The sequence below is a fragment of the Thermocatellispora tengchongensis genome (assembly GCF_014202315.1).
In the GTDB taxonomy this organism is placed as follows: domain Bacteria; phylum Actinomycetota; class Actinomycetes; order Streptosporangiales; family Streptosporangiaceae; genus Thermocatellispora; species Thermocatellispora tengchongensis.
Genome location: NZ_JACHGN010000009.1, coordinates 206,060 through 225,058, shown reverse-complemented (window position 1 = coordinate 225,058; position 18,999 = coordinate 206,060). Strand labels below are relative to the sequence as shown.

Below are 18,999 nucleotides of genomic sequence, written 5' to 3'. Positions count from 1 at the left end.
CTCAAGGGCACACAGTGTGCCAGCCCTCAGGGTCGCGCGAGTGCGATCCCGAGCAGACTCTCCAACGCGGGGATGGTCTCGGCGGGGTCGCGGTGGTGCACCCCGGTTATGCCCAGCGCCCGCGCGGCCACGATGTTCGCCTCGATGTCGTCGATGAACACGCACTCCTCTCCGGGGAGCCCGACCTGCTCCAGGGCGTACCGGAAGATCCGCTCCTCCGGCTTGCGCATCCCCACCTCGCCGGAGATCACCACCGCGTCGAAGATCTCGTCCCAGTCGTCGCGCGGGTACTCGTTGGCCCAGGAGTTCGACACCAGGCAGGTACGCAGCCCGCCCGCGCGGGCGGCCCGCAGCATGTCGTACATGGGCTCCACCCGCTTGAAGCCGGAGAACATCCGGGTGAGCATCCCCTCGGCCACCGGCCGCCCGCCGTCCAGGGTGACCAGCCGCGCCGCCAGGTCCCGTTCGAAGGTCAGCGCGTCGATCTCGCCGCGCTCCAGCGCGTGGATCGGGTTCTCGCCGTCGCGCGCCCCGTCGTAGGCGTGGTCCACCATCTCGCGCATGACCTGTCCGTACCGCACCGCGTCGATCCGCTCCGCCGCGATCCACTCCGCGACCGCCCCCGAGAGACTGGTCGTCAACACCCCGGCCCAGTCGATGAGAACACCCTTGAACATGCCGCCTCCAGCCGCCAACTCCCCCCAAGAGTAGACATTTCTGGATGTGCGGCATTCGTCCGGGGAGGAGCGATCAGGAGCCCGCCTTCTCCTCGATCTCGCGGGCGACCTCGCGGTGGGCCGGCGAGTTGATCAGCTTCTCGGCGGCGGCGGCGTCGGCCACGGGGGCCTCGCGCAGCAGGCCGCGGCGGTCCTTCAGGGTCAGGATGCGGCGCACCGACTCATCCAGGCGGGCCTGGCTGATGCGGCCCGACTTGACCGCGGCCATGACCGCGCCATGGGCCTTGGGGAAGTCGGGGGGCATCAGCATCATGTCGGCCCCGGCCAGGATCGCCCGCACGGCCACCTCGCCGTCGCCGTACTTCTTGCGGACGCCCGCCATGTCGAGCGCGTCGGTGAAGACGACGCCCTCGAAGCCCAGGCGCTCGCGCAGCAGGCCGGTGAGGATCTTCTTGGACAGGGTGGCCGGGTCGCCGGAGGGGTCGAGCTCGGGCATGACCACGTGGGCGCTCATGATCGCATCGACGCCCGCCTCTACCGCGGCCTCGAACGGCGGGGCGTCCAGCTTCGCCCACTGGGTCCGGGTGTGGTCGATGACGGGCAGGCCGGTGTGGCTGTCCACCGTGGTGTCGCCGTGGCCCGGGAAGTGCTTGGCGGTGCTGGCCACCTTCGCGTCGTGGAAGCCGCGCACGGCCGCCGCCACCATGGCCGCGACCTTCTTGGGGTCGTCACCGTACGAGCGGGGGCCGATCACCGGGTTGCGCGGGTTGACGTTGACGTCGGCGACCGGCGCGAAGTCCAGGTTCACCCCCAGCGCCAGCAGCTCGCTGCCGGTGACCTCGGCCGCCCGCCTGGCCAGCGAGGGCTCGCCGGTCCTGCCGATGGTCGAGGCCCCGGGCAGCACGGTGATCAGCGGCGCGAGCCGGGACACGCGCCCGTTCTCCTGGTCGGCGCCGATCAGCAGCGGAATCTCCGGCGAGGCCTTCTGCAACCCGTTGGTGAGCGCCACGACCTGCCGCACGCTCTTCACGTTGCCCGCCCACGGGAACAGGATCACCCCGCCCGGCCGGTACTTGGCGATGGCCTTGGCCGCGGTGCCCACGCCGTAACGGGCCTGGTTGTCGCCGGAGACGGTGTCGGCGGCCTGGCCGTACAGGACCGGCATGAACAACTGCCCGACCTTCTCGGCCACGCTCATCTTGGCGATCATCGCGTCGATCTCGGCCGCCGTCGCGGTGGCCTTGGGGGTGGGGGTCGGGCTCTGCGCCTGCTGCGGCTTGTGCGAGACCGGCCGCGGCGAGGACCCCTTGGCCGCCTGGCCGGACCCCGCACAACCCGCCGCCATACCCAGGATCATCAGGATGCCCGCCGCTCGTGTCGTCCACCGCACCATGAGACCCACGGTATCCGGATACCGGACACGACACGCCCGCCATAGCCCGGCCCGGCACACCCCCTGAGCCACCGTTTACGACCGCGCCCGCTCACGACGCGCCGCCCTCACAACCCCAGGTCGGACAACCCGGGGAGGTGGGCGCGGGCCGCCGCGCGGGCCTCTTGGGCGGTCGGCGCCGCGCGGGCGGCGGTGGCGGCCACCTCGCACTGCTCGCGGGTGTGGCGGGCCAGCGTCGCGCGTACGGCGGGCAGGGCGGGGGCGCCCATGGACAGGGAGGTGACGCCCAGGCCGACCAGGACGCAGGCCAGCACCGGGTCGGCCGCCGCCTCGCCGCACACGCCGCAGCCCTTGGCCTGGGTCCGCGCGCCGGTGGCGGCGAGGTGGACCAGGTCGAGCAGGGCGGGTTGCCACGGGTCCTGGAGGGACGCCAGCGAGGCGAGCTGGCGGTCGGCGGCGAAGGTGTACTGCGCCAGGTCGTTGGTGCCGATGGAGAAGAAGTCGACCACCCGGGCCAGGTCGGCGGCGCGCAGCGCGGCCGCCGGGATCTCGATCATGATCCCGGCCTCGTGCAGCCCGGCCTCGTGACAGGCGCGGACGAACCACTCGGCCTCGGTGGTTCCGGCCACCATCGGGGCCATGACCTGGAGCTTGGCCCGGGAGCCCGCCGCGGCCCTGGCCAGCGCGCCGAGCTGGGCCGACATCACCTCCTGGTGCACCCGGAACATGCGCAGGCCGCGCTCGCCCAGCGCCGGGTTGGGCTCCTCGCCGGGGGGTGGCAGGAACGCCAGCGGCTTGTCGGCGCCCGCGTCGAGGGTGCGCACCACGACCCGGCCGCCGGGGAAGGCGTTCAGGACCGCGCGGTACGCGGCCTCCTGCTCCTCGGCGCCGGGCGGCTCGGCCCGGTCCAGGAACAGGAACTCGGTGCGGTACAGCCCGACGCCCTCGGCCCCGTTGGCCAGCGCGGCCTCCAGGTCCTTGGGGCCGCCGACGTTGGCCAGCAGCGGCACCAGGTGCCCATCGGCGGTCCTGCCGGGGCCGGTGGCCGCGGCGAGGAGCGCCTGCCTGGCCGCCGCCGCGTTGCGCGCGGTGGTGATCTCGTCCTCGCCGGGCGACAGCCGTACGACGCCGGACGCGCCATCGACCAGCACCCGGGTGCCGGGCGCGATCCGGGTCACGCCGGGACAGGCCACGACCGCGGGCACGCCGAGCGCGCGGGCCAGGATGGCGGTGTGGCTGGTCGGCCCGCCCTCCTCGGTGACGAACGCCGCCACCACCTCGCGCGAGAGCACCGCGGTGTCGGCGGGGGCCAGGTCGCGGGCGATCAGGACGTACGGCTCGTCGGCCGCCGCGGGCACGCCCGGCATGGGCAGCCCGGACAGCACCGCGATCGTGCGGTCGCGGATGTCGTCGAGGTCGGCCACCCGCTCGGCGAGGTAGCCGCCCGCCCCCGCCAGCATCTCGCGGTAGCCGGCGAACGCCTCGTACACGGCGCGGGCCGCGGCCATGCCCCCGCCGACCAGCTCGGCCACGCTCTCGGCCAGGCCCGGATCGCGGGCCATCATGGCCTGGGCCTCCAGGACGTCCTGCGCCTCGCCGCCCGCCTTGGCGCCGCGCGCCTCCAGGTCGGCGGCGACCTGCTCCAGAGCGTCGTACGCGCGGGCCTTCTCGGCCTCGGCGTCGCCGTCGTGCCGGGCGCCGGGGGGCGGCTCGGGGATCTCGGCGAGGAGCACGTGCGCGGGCCCTAGCCCGATGCCGGGGCTCACCCCGGCGCCGTTCAGCGTGTCCACGTCACGGCGCCGAGGCTATGGCGGCGAGCTCGTCGAGCAGTTCCTCCGCACCCTCGCCCTCGGCGCTGATCACGACGTTCTCGCCCTGGCGGACGTCGAGCGCCAGCACCGAGAGGATGCTCTTGGCGTTGACCGGCTCGCCGCCGCCCTTGGCCACGGTGACGGCGATCGGGGCCTGGGCCGCCCTCTGCACGAACGTCGCCGCCGGGCGGGCGTGCAGCCCCACCTCCGCCTGGACGGTCACCCTGCGTTCTGGCACGGTTCCTCCTTGGTTCGCCCTGTCATCTGCGCCGGCTGCCCCGGCGTTGCACCAGCCACTCTGGGGGATCACCCCATCGTCCCCTTCTGGGGCGCGGGTGTTCGAGTGGCCACTCCAGCTCGCTGAGATCCATCACCACGCGGTCGGCCTCGGCGAGCAGGTGGTCGGGGTGGGTGGTCGCGACCCCGACGCAGGCCATGCCCGCCTTCTTGGCCGCCTTGACCCCCGCCACGGAGTCCTCGAACACGACGCAGTCGGCCGGATCGACCTCCAGGCGCTCCGCGGCCAGCAGGAATCCGACCGGGTTGGGCTTGCCCTCGAAGACCTGCTCGCCGGTGACCACCTCGGTCGTGAGGTGCCACACGTCGGCGACCTCCATGTAGTGCCACGTCCACCAGGTGTAGGAGGAGCTGACCACCGCGGTCTTGGTGTAGCTCTCGTGCACCCGTTTCATGAACGCCACCGCGGTGGGGATGGGCTTCACCGGGGGCAGTTTGACCTTCGGGTCCTCGTACACGTCGAGCAGGTCGCTCAGGATGGTCTCGACCGACCTGCCCCGGAAGTAGCGCGGAGCCCGCTCCTTGAGCACGTCCTCGCCGCGCCGGCCGAGGAAGCCGCGCAGCAGTCCGTCGTTGTGGAAGACCTGGTATCGCTCGCACAGGACCCGCCACGCGGCGAGGTGACGCGTCTCGGTGTCGATGAGGGTCCCGTCCAGGCTGAACAGTGCCGCCGTCACGCTTCGAAGTCATATCATCTCCACGTGTAAAGCGGGGCCCCCACGGACACACTGCCTGCGGCGATGCCGGAAACGTCCGCAGATGCGGCGTCGAGCGCGACCACCGGGCAGATCGGGGAGCGGCCGGTGGCCTCGATCCCGGCCGGGTCCCAGGCCACCACCGGCCAGCCGGCGCGCACCCGGTCGCCCTCGGCGGCCAGCAGCTCGAACCCCTCGCCCTTGAGCTGGACCGTGTCGATGCCGAGGTGGACCAGCACGCCCCGGCCGTCGGCGCCGACGATGACGAAGGCGTGGGGATGCAGCTTCATGATCTTGCCGTCCACGGGCGCGACGACCGGGCCCGCCCGGCGCTCGGGGTCGATCGCGACGCCGGGACCCACCATGCCCGCGGAGAAGACGGGGTCGGGCACCTCGGCCAGGGCCAGCGCGGTGCCCGCCACCGGGGCGAGGACGATCGTGCTCATGACACCCCCTTGTCCGGCCGCGCCGGGCCCGTCCGGGGCCCGGCCGGCTCCGCCGGTGACCTCAGCCGATGATGTCCTCGATGTCGCTGGCGATGGTGTCGGCCTCGGGGCCGACCACGACCTGCACGATGTTGCCCGCCGCCATCACGCCGTGGGCGCCGGCCGCCTTGAGCGCGGCCTGATCGACCTTGGAGGCGTCGTGCACCTCGGTGCGCAGCCGGGTGATGCACGGTTCGATCTCGATGATGTTGTCGGCACCACCGAGACCGGCGATGATCGCCTCTGCGTCTGCCGCCATGTCTCCTCCAGTCTCCAGCACCCCTGTGACCAGGCTAAACGACGTCCCGCGCGGGCCTAGTCGGTCTGGGTGACCTTCTTCAGGCCCCGCGGCGCGTCGGGATCGATCCCCAGCCTGCGCGCAAGCGCCTCGGTGAGCAACTGTCCCGGCACGATCAGGCCGAGCGGGGCCACCCACTCGGGAAGGTCGGGCCCGTTCAGGGAGGCGGTGGACACGGCCGCGAGCCCGGTGCCCCCGCCCACGCCGTACGCCGCCGCGCCCGCGCCGGTGACCCGCTCGGCCAGCGCGATGGTGCCGGGCAGGGTCGGCCCCTCGCCCGCGGCCACCAGGATGGCCGGGGTGTCGGCGTCCACGACCGCGATCGGGCCGTGCAGCAGGTCGGCGTACGACAGGCCCATGGCGTGCATGTAGCACGCCTCCTTGAGCTTCAGCGCGAGTTCCAGCGCGGTCGAGAAGGCCATGCCGCGGCCGGACACGACCACGCCGGGCTTGCCGGCCAGGCCCTCGACCACCGCGTCGAGGTCGCCCGGGTCGTGGATCAGCTTCTCCACCGCGTCGGGCACCCGCTGCAGGTCGGCGGGCTCGACGTCCGCGCCCAGGCCGAGCGCGAGCACGGCGAGCGCGGCCAGCGCCGTGGTGTACGTCTTGGTGGCGGGCACCGCCTTCTCCTCGCCCGCCTCGGTGCACAGCGCGAGGTCGGCGGCCTGCGCGAGCGGCGACTCCGGCCCGCCGTTGGTGATCGCGACGGTCCTGGCCCCGCAGTCGGCGGCCCAGGTCAGCGTCTCCACGATCTCCTCGGTGCGGCCCGACTGCGACAGCGCGACCGCCAGCACGCCGTCCAGGTCGAGCTTGCGCCGGTAGGTGGTGGCGATCGACGGGGCGGCCAGCGTGGCGAGCCGGCCGGTACGCGCCTCGGTCAGATAGCGGCCGTACACGGCGGCGTTGTCGGACGTGCCGCGGGCGATGAACAGCAACTGGCGGGTCTGGTCGCCGAGCCGCCGCACCTCGTCCACCCGCGGGAGGAGGGCGTCTAGCGTGGCGCGCAACGCCGTCGGCTGCTCACCGATCTCGCTGCGCATTCTGGTCGTCATCAGGCGCTCTTCCTCCGACTCGCAGGCGGGACCGCAGGCGGCGGCCGGTTGGCCGTACCGTTACCGACTCGTCTCCTACCCGAACGTTGACACCCATTTCCGGCCTGTGGTCTAGTCCGGACTAGACCAGTACGAACCATAACCCATCCGACCCACGGGAAGGGAGGACCGTGGCACAGATCGACCCGGACAGCCCGGTGCCCAAGTACTTCCAGCTCCGCGAGATCCTGCTCGACCTGATCGAGAGCAACGAGCTGAGCATCGGCGCCGCGATCCCGTCCGAGCGCGAGCTGTGCCAGCGCTTCGGTCTGTCCCGGATGACCGTGCGCCAGGCGGTGGACCACCTCGTCTCCGAGGGACGGCTGCACCGGGTCGCGGGCAAGGGCACCTTCGTGGCCCGGCCCAAGATCGAGATGACGCTGCGGCTCACCTCCTTCACCGACGACATGCGCGCCCGCGGCCTGACCCCCGGCTCGCGCGACCTCGACCGGCGGATCGTGCGGGCCAGCGCGCACCTGGCGCGCGAGCTGGGCATCCAGCCCGGCGACGAGGTGCACTTCATCGAGCGGCTGCGCACCGCCGACGGCGAGCCGCTGTGCATCGAGCGCGCCCACATCCCGGTCGCGCTCGCCCCCGACCTGTCCGCCCACGACCTCACCGACCGCTCGCTCTACGGCCTGCTCGAATCCCGCTACGGGCTCGTGCTCGACGCCGGCGAGCTGACCATCGACGGCGGAGTCGCCGACCCCGGCGACGCCGACCTGCTCAAACTGCCCCGCGGCGGCGCGGCGCTCCTGCTGCAACGCCGCTCGTTCGCGGCGGGCGTGTGCGTGGAGCTCGGCGTCTCCACCTACCGCGCCGACCGCTACCAGCTCCGCACGGTCCTGGAGATACCGCAACGACGTAGCTGACTCCTCCCCTCACACCCCCCTGGAGGAATGCCCGATGAGTTCCACCTCAGCGGACGCGGGCCTCCCCGCGGCACCCAAGTCCCAATCGGCCGTCATGGCGGTGCTGTCGCGCATCGGCCGGTCGCTCATGCTCCCGATCGCGGCCCTCCCCGCGGCCGCGCTGCTGCTCCGCATCGGCCAGGACGACCTGCTCGGCCGCACGGACAACGTCACCCTGGACCGGGTCGCCGCGATCGTCGGAGGGGCGGGCGGCGCCCTGTTCGACGCACTGCCGCTGCTGTTCGCGGTGGGCGTGGCGATCGGGTTCGCGCGCAAGGCGGACGGCTCCACGGCACTGGCCGCCGTCGTCGGCTATCTGGTCTGGGACCGGGTCACGCACCTGATGTTCTTCAACTCCGACCTCAAGGGGCAGGTCTCGCAGAAGGTGGTGGGGGCCGACGGCACCGCCGTCGACATGATCAATCTCGCCTCGGCCAACCCCACGCGGGTGCTCGGCGGCATCCTCATCGGCGTCGTCACCGCGCTGCTGTGGCAGCGGTACTACCGGATCAAGCTGCCCGCCTGGCTGGCGTTCTTCGGCGGGCGCCGGTTCGTCCCCATGGTCACCGCGCTGGCCGCGCTGGTGCTGGGCGTGATCTTCGGGCTGATCTGGCCGCCGATCGGCCAGGGGCTGAGCGACTTCGGCGACTGGCTGGCCACCCACTCCACCATCGGCGCCGGCATCTACGGCGTGGTGAACCGGCTGCTGATCCCGCTCGGCCTGCACCACTTCGTGAACTCCATCGTCTGGTTCACCGTGCCCGAGTGCACCGCGGGCGTGAACGGCGCGACCACGACGGCCGCGGGCGACCTGAACTGCTACTTCGCCGGCAACATGGGCTCGGGCGAGTTCATGGCCGGGTTCTTCCCGGTGATGATGTTCGGCCTGCCCGCCGCCGCGCTGGCCATCTGGCACGCCGCGCCGCCGCACCGCCGCGCCGCCATCGGCGGCATCATGTTCTCCGCGGCGCTGATCTCCTTCGTCACCGGCATCACCGAGCCGATCGAGTTCGCCTTCATCTTCGTCGCCCCGGTGCTGTTCATCGTGCACGCGCTGCTCACCGGCGCGGCGCTGGCGATCACCGCGGCGATGGACGGCTGGCTCGGCTTCGGGTTCTCGGCCGGGCTGATCGACGCGGTGCTGAACCTGTCCAAGTCCAACACCAACAACTTCTGGCTGATCATGGGCTTGGGCGTGATCTACGCGATCCTGTACTACGTGATCTTCAGCTTCCTGATCAGGCGGCTGAACATCATGACCCCCGGGCGCGAGCCGGAACCCGACGTGGACTCCGGCGAGAGCACCCCGGCCAAACCCGGGGCCTCCGCGGCGACCTAGCCGGACGCGTACGGCCCCGGCGGCCTGCCCCGCCGGGGCGTACACGCCGGCGATCCGTGGTAGGAACACCGTGCCTCCCCCCGGCGAGGGCGTATGGGGAGCGAGGGACGGATGGGCACGACGGCCGCCGAGGGCACCGCCGGGGGCGGCTCGATCTGGTCGGCCGCGTTCGCGGTGCTGCAGCGTATCGGGCGCTCGCTGATGCTCCCGATCGCCGTGCTGCCGGCCGCCGGGCTGCTGCTGCGCTTCGGCCAGGACGACCTGCTGGGACGCACCGACAGCGCGTTCCTGGACCGGGTCGCCGGGATCTTCGCGGCGGCGGGCGGCGCCCTGTTCGACAACCTGCCGCTGCTGTTCGCGGTCGGCGTGGCCATCGGCTTCGCACGCCGCGCCGACGGCTCCACGGCCCTGGCCGCGCTGGTCGGCTACCTGGTCTTCGACCGGGTCAGCAAGGTCATGTTCTTCGACGCCCCGCCCCAGAGCGCGGTCCACAAGAAGGTCCTGATCACGGCCCTGGACCCGGACGGCCGGGCCGTGGCACAGCTCAACCTGGGCGCGCAGAACCCGACCGGCGTGCTCGGCGGCATCGTGATCGGCCTGCTCGCCGCGCTGCTGTGGCAGCGCTACCACCGGATCAAGCTGCCCTCCTGGCTGGCGTTCTTCGGCGGGCGCCGGTTCGTGCCGATCGTGACCGCGGTGGCGGCGCTGGCGCTGGGCGTCGTCACCGGCCTCGTCTGGCCGCCGATCGGCGACTGGATGAGCGGGGCGGGCGACTGGCTGGCCGAGCACGGCACGATCGGCGCCGGCGTGTACGGCGTCGCCAACCGGCTGCTGATCCCGCTCGGCCTGCACCACTTCATCAACACGATCGTGTGGTTCACGATCCCCGAGTGCACCGCCGGCGTGGAAGGCGCGACGCGCACCGCGGCGGGCGACCTGAACTGCTACTTCGCCGGCGAGCAGGGCGCCGGGATCTTCATGACCGGATTCTTCCCGATCATGATGTTCGGCCTCCCGGCGGCGGCGCTGGCCATCTGGCGCGCGGCCCCACGCCACCGCCGCCCCGCCGTCGGCGGCATCATGATCGGCGCCGGGCTCACCTCGTTCGTCACCGGGATCACCGAGCCGATCGAGTTCGCCTTCATCTTCGTCGCCCCGGTGCTGTTCGTCGTGCACGCGCTGCTGCTCGGCTCCTCCATGGCGCTGCTGTCGGCCCTGGACGCCAGGCTCGGCTTCAACTTCTCCGCGGGCGCGATCGACATGCTGCTCAACGCCGGCAAGTCGAACACGCACGGGCTGGGGCTGATCCTGGCGTTCGGCCTGCTGTACTTCGTGATCTACTACGTGGTCTTCAGCGTGCTGATCAGGACGCTGAACATCCCCACCCCCGGCCGCGAGCCCGAGGAACCGGACGCCGGCGAGCCCGCCCGCCCCGCCCGGCCCCCTTCCGGACGCCCCGAGCGCCCCGGCGACCGCCGCCGAAACCCACCGGAACCTGGCACCCGCCGCCCCAACCGCGGCTGACCTTTCCCCCCGAAGCCGCCCGCATGGGGACGCCGGCGCGGGAAGCTGGCGCGCGCGGTATCCGGAGAGGGGCCCGAAAACTCTTGATCACGACGAACACGACACGCCCCCGCACGAAACGGAGCCCCACGGTGCCCCCCGCCCCGCGCCCCAGCCACACCCCACCCCAGCCCACCACCAACCCACACCCGAACCTCACCCCACCCCAGCCCACCGCCCACCCACACGGGAACCACAACCCACCCCAGCCCACCGCCGACCGGCACCCGAGCCACAACCCGCCCCAGTCCACCACGGGCCCGAACCCGAGCCTCACCGCGCCCCCACCCACCGACCCGCACCCGAGCCAGACTCCGCCCCGGCGCGCCGATGCACCCCCGATCGTCACCCCACCCCCGGCCACCGGCACGCCCCTCAACCTCACCCCACCCCCGGCCACCGGCGCGCGCCCGAGCCACAACCCGCCCCCGGGCGACAACGCACACCCGCGGCTGGCCACCTCCAAGGCCGCAGCCTCCGCCGGCGCGCATCCGAGCCTCGCGCCGCCTCCGCCCGCCGACCCGCCCTATGACGACGAGGGGCGCCGTCCCGCGCCGACCGCGCCGGTGGCGTACGTCCAGGGGGCGCTGGCCCTGGACGCCGCGCCACCGCCCGAGCCCCGCCGCCACCTGGCCGCGGTCCCCGATGAGGCGGGCGCGGCGGGCCCGGAGATCCCCGGGGAGCGGCGGCTGCGGCAGCTCGGCCAGGCGTTCGCCGAGGTGCTGGCCGGGCGCCGCCCGCCCGCCAGTGTGGCCGCCCACGTCACCGACGCCGCGTACCGCGAACTGGTCCGCACCGGCACGGTGATCCGCGCCGACGGCCCGCCCTTCGTGGCGGCGCCCCACGTCCACATGCCCGGCGGAGACGCCATCGAGATGTGCCTCCTGGTCCACTGCGGCGACCGCCACCGCGTGCTGGCCATGCGCCTGGAACTGTACGGCCGGCGCTGGTTGTGCACCGACTTCGAGACCACGCCCTGACCCGTTCAGGCCCGCGTCCGTACCCCCGGACGCGAGAGAGCCCCCGCCGTGTCGTACGGCGAGGGCTCTCCTCGGGTCTGGCCTCAGGCGTCCGCGTGCTTCGGGTCGCCGTGGCAGCGCTTGTACTTCTTGCCGGAGCCGCACGGGCAGGGCGCGTTGCGGGAGACGTCGCCGTACGCCGCGCGCTGTTCCGGGGTCGTGCTGACCCGGGTGTGCTCGACCTCGCCGGTCTCGCCCGGAGCGGTGTACTCAAGCTGCGCCGGACGCTCGGGGCCGCGCAGGCCGCGGGCGATGATCGAGCGCGTCTCGGCGATGGCGGCGTCCTCGACGGCGTCCTGCTGCTCCTCGACGATCGGGTTGGTCTGGACCTCGACCTCAAGGTTGAACAGGTAGCCGACCGACTCCTCCTTGATGCCGTCGAGCATCGCGGAGAACATCTCGAAGCCCTCGCGCTGGTACTCGATCAGCGGGTCCTTCTGCGCCATCGCGCGCAGGCCGATGCCCTCCTGGAGGTAGTCCATCTCGTAGAGGTGCTCGCGCCACTTGCGGTCGAGGACCGACAGCACGACCCGGCGCTCCAGCTCGCGCATGGTGTCGGCGCCGAGCTCCTCCTCACGCCGCTCGTACGCGGCCATGGCGTCGGCCTTGATCCGCGTGTTGATCATCTCGGGGGTGAGGTCCTCGCGGTTGCCGCCCGCCTCCTCCTCGATGAGCTGCTCGATCGTGATCGAGATCGGGTAGAGCTGGCCGAACGCCTTCCACAGCTTGTCGAGGTCCCACTCCTCGGCGAAGCCCTCGGCGGTGGCCGCGGCGACGTACTCATCGACGACGTCGGCGACGAAGCCGCGCACCTGGTCGCGCAGGTCGGCGCCCTCAAGCACCCGGTGGCGCTCGGCGTAGATCACCTTGCGCTGCCGGTTCATGACCTCGTCGTACTTCAGGACGTTCTTGCGGATCTCGAAGTTCTGCTGCTCGACCTGGTGCTGGGCGCTGGCGATGGCCTTGGAGACGATGCCGGACTCGATCGGCACGTCGTCGGGGATGTTCAGCCTGGTCATGATCATCTCGACGCGGGCCGAGTTGAACAGGCGCATCAGGTCGTCCTCAAGGGACAGGTAGAACCGGGACTCGCCCGGGTCGCCCTGACGGCCGGAACGGCCGCGGAGCTGGTTGTCGATGCGCCGCGACTCGTGCCGCTCGGTGCCCAGGACGTACAGGCCGCCGATGGCGGTCACCTCGTCGTGCTCGGCGGCGACCGCGGCCTTGGCCTTCTCCAGGGCCTCGGGCCAGGCCTTGTCGTACTCCTCGCGCGACTCGACCGGGTCGAGCCCGCGCTGGCGCAGCTCGGCGTCGGCGCGGAACTCGGGGTTGCCGCCGAGCATGATGTCGGTGCCGCGGCCGGCCATGTTGGTCGCGACGGTGACCGCGCCCTTGCGCCCGGCCTCGGCGACGATCGCCGCCTCACGGGCGTGGTTCTTGGCGTTCAGCACCTCGTGCGGTACGCCCTGGTGGCGCAGCATCCGGGAGAGCCGCTCGGACTTCTCCACCGAGGTGGTGCCGACCAGGACCGGCTGGCCCTTCTCGTAGCGCTCCTTGATGTCCTCGACCACCGCCTGGAACTTGGCGTCCTCGGTCTTGTAGACGACGTCGGGCTGATCCTTGCGGATCATCGGCTTGTTGGTCGGGATCGGCACGACGCCGAGCTTGTAGGTCTGGTGGAACTCGTTGGCCTCGGTGGCGGCCGTACCGGTCATGCCGGCGAGCTTGTCGTACAGGCGGAAGTAGTTCTGCAGCGTGACCGTGGCGAGAGTCTGGTTCTCGTCCTTGATCTTCACGCCTTCCTTGGCCTCGATGGCCTGGTGCATGCCCTCGTTGTAGCGACGGCCGTGCAACACGCGCCCGGTGAACTCATCGACGATCAGGACCTCGCCGTCGACGACGATGTAGTCCTTGTCCTTCTTGTAGAGCTCCTTGGCCTTCAGCGCGTTGTTCAGGAAGCCGACCAGGTGGGTGTGCTCGGGCTTGTACAGGTTGTCGATGCCGAGCCAGTCCTCGACCTTCTCGACGCCGGACTCGAAGATGCCGACCGTGCGCTTCTTCTCGTCCACGGCGTAGTCGCCGGTCTGCTCCTGGCCGTCCTTGCCCTCGGTGCCGCGGCGCAGCCGGGGCACGATCTTGGCGAACTCCTGGTACCACTTGCCGGACTGCTCGCCGGGGCCGGAGATGATCAGCGGCGTGCGGGCCTCGTCGATCAGGATCGAGTCGACCTCGTCGACGATCGCGAAGTAGTGGCCGCGCTGCACGCACTCCTCCAGCGACCACGCCATGTTGTCGCGGAGGTAGTCGAAGCCGAACTCGTTGTTGGTGCCGTAGGTGATGTCGGCGTTGTACTGCTTGCGCCGCTGGTCCGGGGGCATGTTGGCCAGGATCACCCCGACCTCCAGGCCGAGGAAGCGGTGCACCCGGCCCATGGTGTCGGCGTCGCGCTTGGCGAGGTAGTCGTTGACCGTGACGACGTGGACGCCCTTGCCGGAGATCGCGTTGAGGTAGGCCGGGAGGGTACAGGTGAGCGTCTTGCCCTCACCGGTGCGCATCTCGGCGATGTTGCCCATGTGCAGCGCCGCGCCGCCCATGATCTGCACGTCGAAGTGCCGCTGGCCGAGCACCCGCCGCGCCGCCTCGCGCACCGTGGCGAACGCCTCGGGGAGCAGGTCGTCGAGCGACTCGCCGTCGGCGTACCGCTGCTTGTACTCGTCGGTGAGCGCGCGGAGCTCCGCGTCGGACATGCTCTTGAAGTCGCTCTCGATCCCGTTGACCTGGTCAGCGATCCGCTTGAGCCTACGCAGGATCTTGCCTTCGCCTGCGCGAAGAATCTTGTCGAGAATGGCAGCCACTGTATGTAAAGCTCCTCGCAGGTCTACCCCGGCCGGGCTGACGAGACACGCGTCTCCGGTGCCATCGTAGGCGCTTCCACCACCTGACACAGCCACCGTCAAGAACGCCGTTGCGGCGTGTGCAGTTCCCCGGATGGGTATGTCCGCCGCGACAGGGTATGTCGCTTGCTACCGCGCATGAGGTCACGTACGCCCGCCGCGGAGCCGGTGGCGCGCTTGCGATCGTGGCCTTCGCGTGGCCCTTGTGACCAATCTAGCGCCAGGGAGGGACGATGGCCGAGACCGAACACCATCAGCAGAGCCATGGAGGCCGCGCGTCCTCGTGGCTGGCGGTCACCGTGACCCTGATCGGATTCGTGCTCGGCGGCGTGGCGCTGTGCATCGGGCCGAACTGGTTCCTGTTCTGGCTGGGCGCGGGGATCGTCGTGCTGGGCGGGGTGCTGGCCCTGGTCTTCGACATCTTCTCCGACGTCATCATCGACGCGCCGCGCGTCATCGTCCCGCCCGATCGCGAGGTGGCGGAGGCTCCAGGGCAGGGCGAGCGCGACCGCGCCGAACACTGACGCCATACGAGCGGCGGACCCACCCCGAACACCGACCACCGACCGCGCCCAGTGCCCCCGGGCCCGGTGCCGACTGAGCCGGGCACCGGCGGACGCGTACCGGAACAGGTCCGCACTCCCCGGCCGCAACCGGCGTAGCCCTTTTGTCGGTGACGGTCGCTACCATCGTGGGCATGGTGACCTCCCTGACCCCCGAGGAGGCCCGGCGGATCATCTTGCGCGCGCAGGGGTTCCTCGGGTCCGACGCCCGGCGCGGCGGTGTGCCGGCCACGCTGCGCAGGCTCGGCGCCGTGCAACTCGACACGATCTCGGTGCTGGCGCGCTCGCACGAGCTGGTCGCGTACGCGCGGCTGGGCGCCGTCGGCAGGCAGGCCGTGGAGCGCGCCTACTGGAGCGGCGGCGCCTTCGAGTACTGGTGCCACGCCGCCTGCATCCTGCCGATCGAGGACTGGCCGCTGTACTCGTTCCGCCGCCGCGCCTTCCGCGAGCGCCGCTACCGCTGGCACGAGGTCCCGCCGGTGGTGGACAAGGTCCTGGAGCAGGTGCGCGAGAGCGGGCAGGTCACCACGACCGACCTGGGCGGGGCCAAGAACGGCGGCCCGTGGTGGGACTGGTCCGACGTCAAGATCGCCGTCGAGTGGCTGCTCGACATCGGCGAGGTCGTGTGCGTACGCCGCGTCGGCTGGCGGCGCGTCTACGAGCCGGCCGAGCGCGCCGTGCCCGCCGAACTGCTCGCCCAAGACCTGTCCGACCAGGAGTGCGTGGCCCGGCTGGCCCGCGTGGCCGGGCGCGCCCTGGGCGTGGCCACCCGCGCCGACCTGGTCGACTTCATCCGGGTCAAGGGCCCCCACGCGGCCATGCTGGACGAGGCTTTGGCGAGCGGGGCGGCCGGCCTCACGCCGGTGCACGTGGCGGGCTGGCCCGCCCGCCGGTCGGGCGGCGGGTCCGGTGGGTCCGACGCGTCCGGTGGACCGGCCAACGCCTGGGCCGACCCGGCGGCGCTCGACGGCGAGCCGCGCGGCCGGCACCGCACCACGCTGCTGTCGCCGTTCGACTCGCTGGTGTGGGACCGGGCGCGCACCGAGCGCGTGTTCGGCTTCAACCACCGGCTGGAGGCGTACGTGCCGAAGGACAAGCGGGTGCACGGCTACTTCGCCATGCCGGTGCTGGCCGGGGGGCGGCTGGTCGGCCGGGTCGATCCCGCCCGCGACGGCGCCACGCTGGTGGCCCACCACGTCAGCGTCGAGCCGGGGCCGGGCATGCGCAAGCGGGTCGAGTCGGTGGCCGAGGCGCTGTGGTCGGCCGCCGAGTGGGTCGGCTGCACCGAGGTGCGCGCGGAGCGGGTCACCCCGCCCGCCCTGGCATCGCCACTGCGCGAGGCCCTGGCCACCCACCCCGCCTGACCGGCGAGCGGTTCAGACGGGGCCGGGGCGGACCGGGCGCGCCGCGATCAGGTGATCTCCAGCATGCGCTCCCGCACGGCGTACACGACCGCCTCCATGCGGGAGTGGAGCTGGAGCTTGTCCAGGATGTTGCGCACGTGGTTCTTGACCGTGTTCTCGGAGATGAACAGCTCCTTGGCGATCTCGCGGTTGTTCATGCCCTTCGCGACGAGCCGGAGCACCTCCATCTCGCGCTCGGTCAATCTGGGGACCGGGAGCTGCGGCGGACGCTCGGCCTCCTTGCGGCTCATGTTCGCGAACTCGTTGATGAGCTTCGCGGCCATGGCCGGGTTGATCAGCGACTGCCCTTCGTGGACGCCACGGACGGCGTCGGGGACCTCATCGAGCTGCACGTCCTTCAGCAGGTAGCCGGTGGCGCCCGCCTTGATGGCCTCGAACAGGTCCTCTTCCTCGTCGCTCACGGTCAGCATGATGATCCGCGTGCTGGGCACCGACGCCTTGATGCCCCGGGTGGCCTCGATGCCGCCCTGACGGGGCATCCGGACGTCCATCAGCACGACGTCCGGGAGGAGGCGGTCGGCGAGTTCGACCGCCTCCTGCCCGTCGCTCGCCTCGCCTACGACCTCGATATCCGCCTCCGCGGCCAACGCCAGCTCCAGGCTGCGGCGGATCAACGCGTGATCATCGACGATCAGCACGCGGATCGGCTCGTTCTGCCGGGACTTGCGGCCCGCGTCATCAGGCTCCGTCACACAACCTCCTTCTGGGGCAATGCGACGGGCGCGCCGCGCCAAAGGGCTCGCTCGCTCACGTCTCCTCCTCGTGGGGGCCAGAGCCTCTGAACCGCCATGATTACACGGGTTTCGCGGTCCTCGGGCTGGTCGAGGCGATCATGCTGGGGCGGTCAGCGCTCTACGAGTCGCAGCACGCCGTAGTTGTATCCGCGCCGGCGGTACACGACGCTCGGCCGGCCGCTCTCCTTGTCGCGGAACAGGTAGAAGTCGTGCCCGACGAGCTCCATCTCCAGCAGGGCCTGGTCGATGGTCATCGGATCGGCCTCGTGGAACTTCTCTCGCACCACGAGCGGGCCCTCGCCGTCCATCTCGATCGGGACGATCGGTTCCTTGTAGGTCTCGTCCTCCGCGGCCTCGGCCGGGATCTCGATCTCCTCCGGCGCCTCGGAGACGGGCTCGACCGGCGCCGCCGGGGCCGGAGGCGGCGTCGCGGTCAGCTCGGCCAGCGAAGGGGGACAGTGGCTGCCGTGGTGGACCTTGCGCCGGTCGCTCAGGCGGCGGAGCCTGCCTTCCAGCTTGGTGAGCGCCAGGTCCAGGGCGGTGAAGCGGTCGTCGGCGGACGCCTCGGCGCGGATCGCGGGGCCACGCGAGTGGATGGTCAGCTCCACCCGCTCACGCTGGTCGCTGATGCGCGGATTCCGCTCCTTGGACACCTCCACATCGACTCGAATGAGCTTGTTGTTCAGACGCTCGATCCTGGCCAGCTTGGTGTTCACGTGATCCCGGAACCGGTCACTCACACCGGTGTGCCGCCCTTTGACGATGATGTCCATGCAACAGCCCCCCTTCGCATCTCGACAGTGGTGTTGCACCCGGCGGGAAGGCCGGGTTCGGGGCGCCACGACAGCGGGATCGCCGCGGCGCCTCTGGTGGTCAAATGGATGGCTCCTCCTCCTTCCGCGACTGCGGGGCGCCGGGTAAGGCGCCCGGCCATGGCGTCACTCCGACGCCTTCCCCCGATCCGGCGGTTCGTACCGGACACATGGGACGGCACCCGTCCGGCCGACCTGGTCTTCGTCCCCACATCCGCCTGCTGAGGGTCTCGCGGCTCCTTGCCACTACTGCCCTTCTCCTCTGGCGAGGGGTATCCGACCCCTCGGGAAGGCAGGACTTACTTCTAAGCCGCACCGTGATCGATCGACAAAAAGTCGTCTTACGTGGACCGTTTCGCCTGCGGCTGGCATCGGCTAGCAGAGCCGGGAGCCCCGGCTCTGCGCAACCACGGACCCGAACGGGTGCCATGCTCGAACGCTATCCGGAACAGGCCCGAATGTCAGCCGGGGCGACGGCCGGTGGATCACGTTGCGTGATATCAGAGCCGCCAGAGACCGGCACACATGCCCGTGTTGTCCGGGAGATATCCCTTATGCGAATCGATCTCATATCCACTGAGCAGCACAGCTCGACGAATGGGGCAACCAACATGTCACCATCCGGTAACAGGACCTTGGTCCCATCCTCGCTCACTGTCGGTAGCCGCAGACGTTACGGCCGGATTTTCGGCCCTCCGGCGTGTCGCGCCCCGACCGTAACCCCGCCCCTCGCCCCCATCACCGCCACCGCCACAACCCCGCCCCCCGCCTCGATCACCATCGCCGCCATAACCCCGACCACCGTCGCCCCGTAACCCCGATCAACGCCCCCAACCACCGTCACGCCCATAACCCCGGACCTCGCCACCGATCGCCGCCACCGATCGACCACGAGAACCTCGCGCCCGCTGAAGACGGCCAGTTCCACGTTCTCGTTGACCTCGCGGGCCAGCGAGGCCAACCGGGCGCGGTTGGCCGCCGGCAGCCGAAGGT

At 71.4% G+C, this 18,999-nt stretch carries 17 protein-coding genes; 6 read left to right on the top strand and 11 right to left on the bottom strand.

From position 1 onward, the window contains the following. Positions 1-26 precede the first annotated feature (26 nt). The 8 genes from HNP84_RS22340 to HNP84_RS22305 all read right to left on the bottom strand — a co-directional run bounded on the left by HNP84_RS22340 (position 27) and on the right by HNP84_RS22305 (position 6,708). The gene (locus tag HNP84_RS22340; protein ID WP_185051726.1) at positions 27-677 is read right to left on the bottom strand and encodes an HAD family hydrolase; all 651 of its coding nucleotides are present in this window, start codon (positions 675-677) and stop codon (positions 27-29) included. Between the two features lie 73 nt (positions 678-750). After that, on the bottom strand, positions 751-2,070 hold the full coding sequence (gene nagZ, locus HNP84_RS22335) for a beta-N-acetylhexosaminidase (RefSeq protein WP_246518483.1): 1,320 nt from the start codon (positions 2,068-2,070) through the stop codon (positions 751-753). A gap of 107 nt (positions 2,071-2,177) precedes the next feature. Further along, entirely contained in the window at positions 2,178-3,860 is a 1,683-nt protein-coding gene (ptsP, locus tag HNP84_RS22330; protein ID WP_185051725.1) for a phosphoenolpyruvate--protein phosphotransferase, read from the bottom strand. Position 3,861: 1 nt separating this feature from the next. Then, entirely contained in the window at positions 3,862-4,119 is a 258-nt protein-coding gene (locus tag HNP84_RS22325) for an HPr family phosphocarrier protein (RefSeq protein ID WP_185051724.1), read from the bottom strand. Between the two features lie 22 nt (positions 4,120-4,141). Next, positions 4,142-4,855, bottom strand: a complete 714-nt coding sequence (locus HNP84_RS22320; protein WP_185051723.1) for an HAD family hydrolase — start codon at positions 4,853-4,855, stop codon at positions 4,142-4,144. Between the two features lie 14 nt (positions 4,856-4,869). Next, entirely contained in the window at positions 4,870-5,319 is a 450-nt protein-coding gene (locus tag HNP84_RS22315; RefSeq protein ID WP_185051722.1) for a PTS sugar transporter subunit IIA, read from the bottom strand. A gap of 61 nt (positions 5,320-5,380) precedes the next feature. Next, the gene (locus HNP84_RS22310) at positions 5,381-5,617 is read right to left on the bottom strand and encodes a PTS sugar transporter subunit IIB (protein ID WP_185051721.1); all 237 of its coding nucleotides are present in this window, start codon (positions 5,615-5,617) and stop codon (positions 5,381-5,383) included. Between the two features lie 56 nt (positions 5,618-5,673). Continuing rightward, on the bottom strand, positions 5,674-6,708 hold the full coding sequence (locus tag HNP84_RS22305) for an SIS domain-containing protein (RefSeq protein ID WP_185051720.1): 1,035 nt from the start codon (positions 6,706-6,708) through the stop codon (positions 5,674-5,676). Between the two features lie 170 nt (positions 6,709-6,878). Here HNP84_RS22305 and HNP84_RS22300 point away from each other — a divergent pair, with 170 nt between their 5' ends. From HNP84_RS22300 to HNP84_RS53280, 4 genes are all read left to right on the top strand, one after another. Next, on the top strand, positions 6,879-7,619 hold the full coding sequence (locus HNP84_RS22300; protein ID WP_185051719.1) for a GntR family transcriptional regulator: 741 nt from the start codon (positions 6,879-6,881) through the stop codon (positions 7,617-7,619). A gap of 34 nt (positions 7,620-7,653) precedes the next feature. Continuing rightward, positions 7,654-8,997, top strand: coding sequence for a PTS transporter subunit EIIC (locus HNP84_RS22295; protein ID WP_185051718.1), 1,344 nt, complete (start codon positions 7,654-7,656; stop codon positions 8,995-8,997). A 111-nt stretch (positions 8,998-9,108) separates the two neighbouring features. Next, a complete protein-coding gene (locus HNP84_RS22290; RefSeq protein ID WP_185051717.1) occupies positions 9,109-10,521 on the top strand; it encodes a PTS transporter subunit EIIC in 1,413 nt (470 codons plus the stop codon). Between the two features lie 131 nt (positions 10,522-10,652). Continuing rightward, a complete protein-coding gene (locus tag HNP84_RS53280) occupies positions 10,653-11,540 on the top strand; it encodes an Rv3235 family protein (RefSeq protein WP_312925470.1) in 888 nt (295 codons plus the stop codon). Positions 11,541-11,623: 83 nt separating this feature from the next. On the opposite strand, the gene secA is transcribed toward HNP84_RS53280, so the two are convergent. Further along, on the bottom strand, positions 11,624-14,434 hold the full coding sequence (secA, locus tag HNP84_RS22280) for a preprotein translocase subunit SecA (RefSeq protein ID WP_185051716.1): 2,811 nt from the start codon (positions 14,432-14,434) through the stop codon (positions 11,624-11,626). 272 nt (positions 14,435-14,706) lie between these two features. Between secA and HNP84_RS22275 the strand changes: the two genes are divergently transcribed. Beyond that, entirely contained in the window at positions 14,707-14,997 is a 291-nt protein-coding gene (locus tag HNP84_RS22275) for an HGxxPAAW family protein (RefSeq protein WP_185051715.1), read from the top strand. 173 nt (positions 14,998-15,170) lie between these two features. Next, positions 15,171-16,400, top strand: coding sequence for a winged helix-turn-helix domain-containing protein (locus tag HNP84_RS22270; protein WP_185051714.1), 1,230 nt, complete (start codon positions 15,171-15,173; stop codon positions 16,398-16,400). Between the two features lie 47 nt (positions 16,401-16,447). Here the strand turns inward: HNP84_RS22270 and HNP84_RS22265 are convergent, their stop codons facing one another. After that, positions 16,448-17,152 (bottom strand): response regulator, encoded by a 705-nt coding sequence (locus HNP84_RS22265; RefSeq protein WP_185051713.1) that lies wholly within the window; start codon positions 17,150-17,152, stop codon positions 16,448-16,450. Between the two features lie 152 nt (positions 17,153-17,304). Then, positions 17,305-17,967 carry a ribosome hibernation-promoting factor, HPF/YfiA family gene (hpf, locus tag HNP84_RS22260; RefSeq protein ID WP_185051712.1) on the bottom strand — a complete coding sequence of 221 codons (663 nt, stop codon included), beginning with the start codon at positions 17,965-17,967 and terminating at the stop codon, positions 17,305-17,307. Between the last annotated feature and the right edge of the window lie 1,032 nt (positions 17,968-18,999).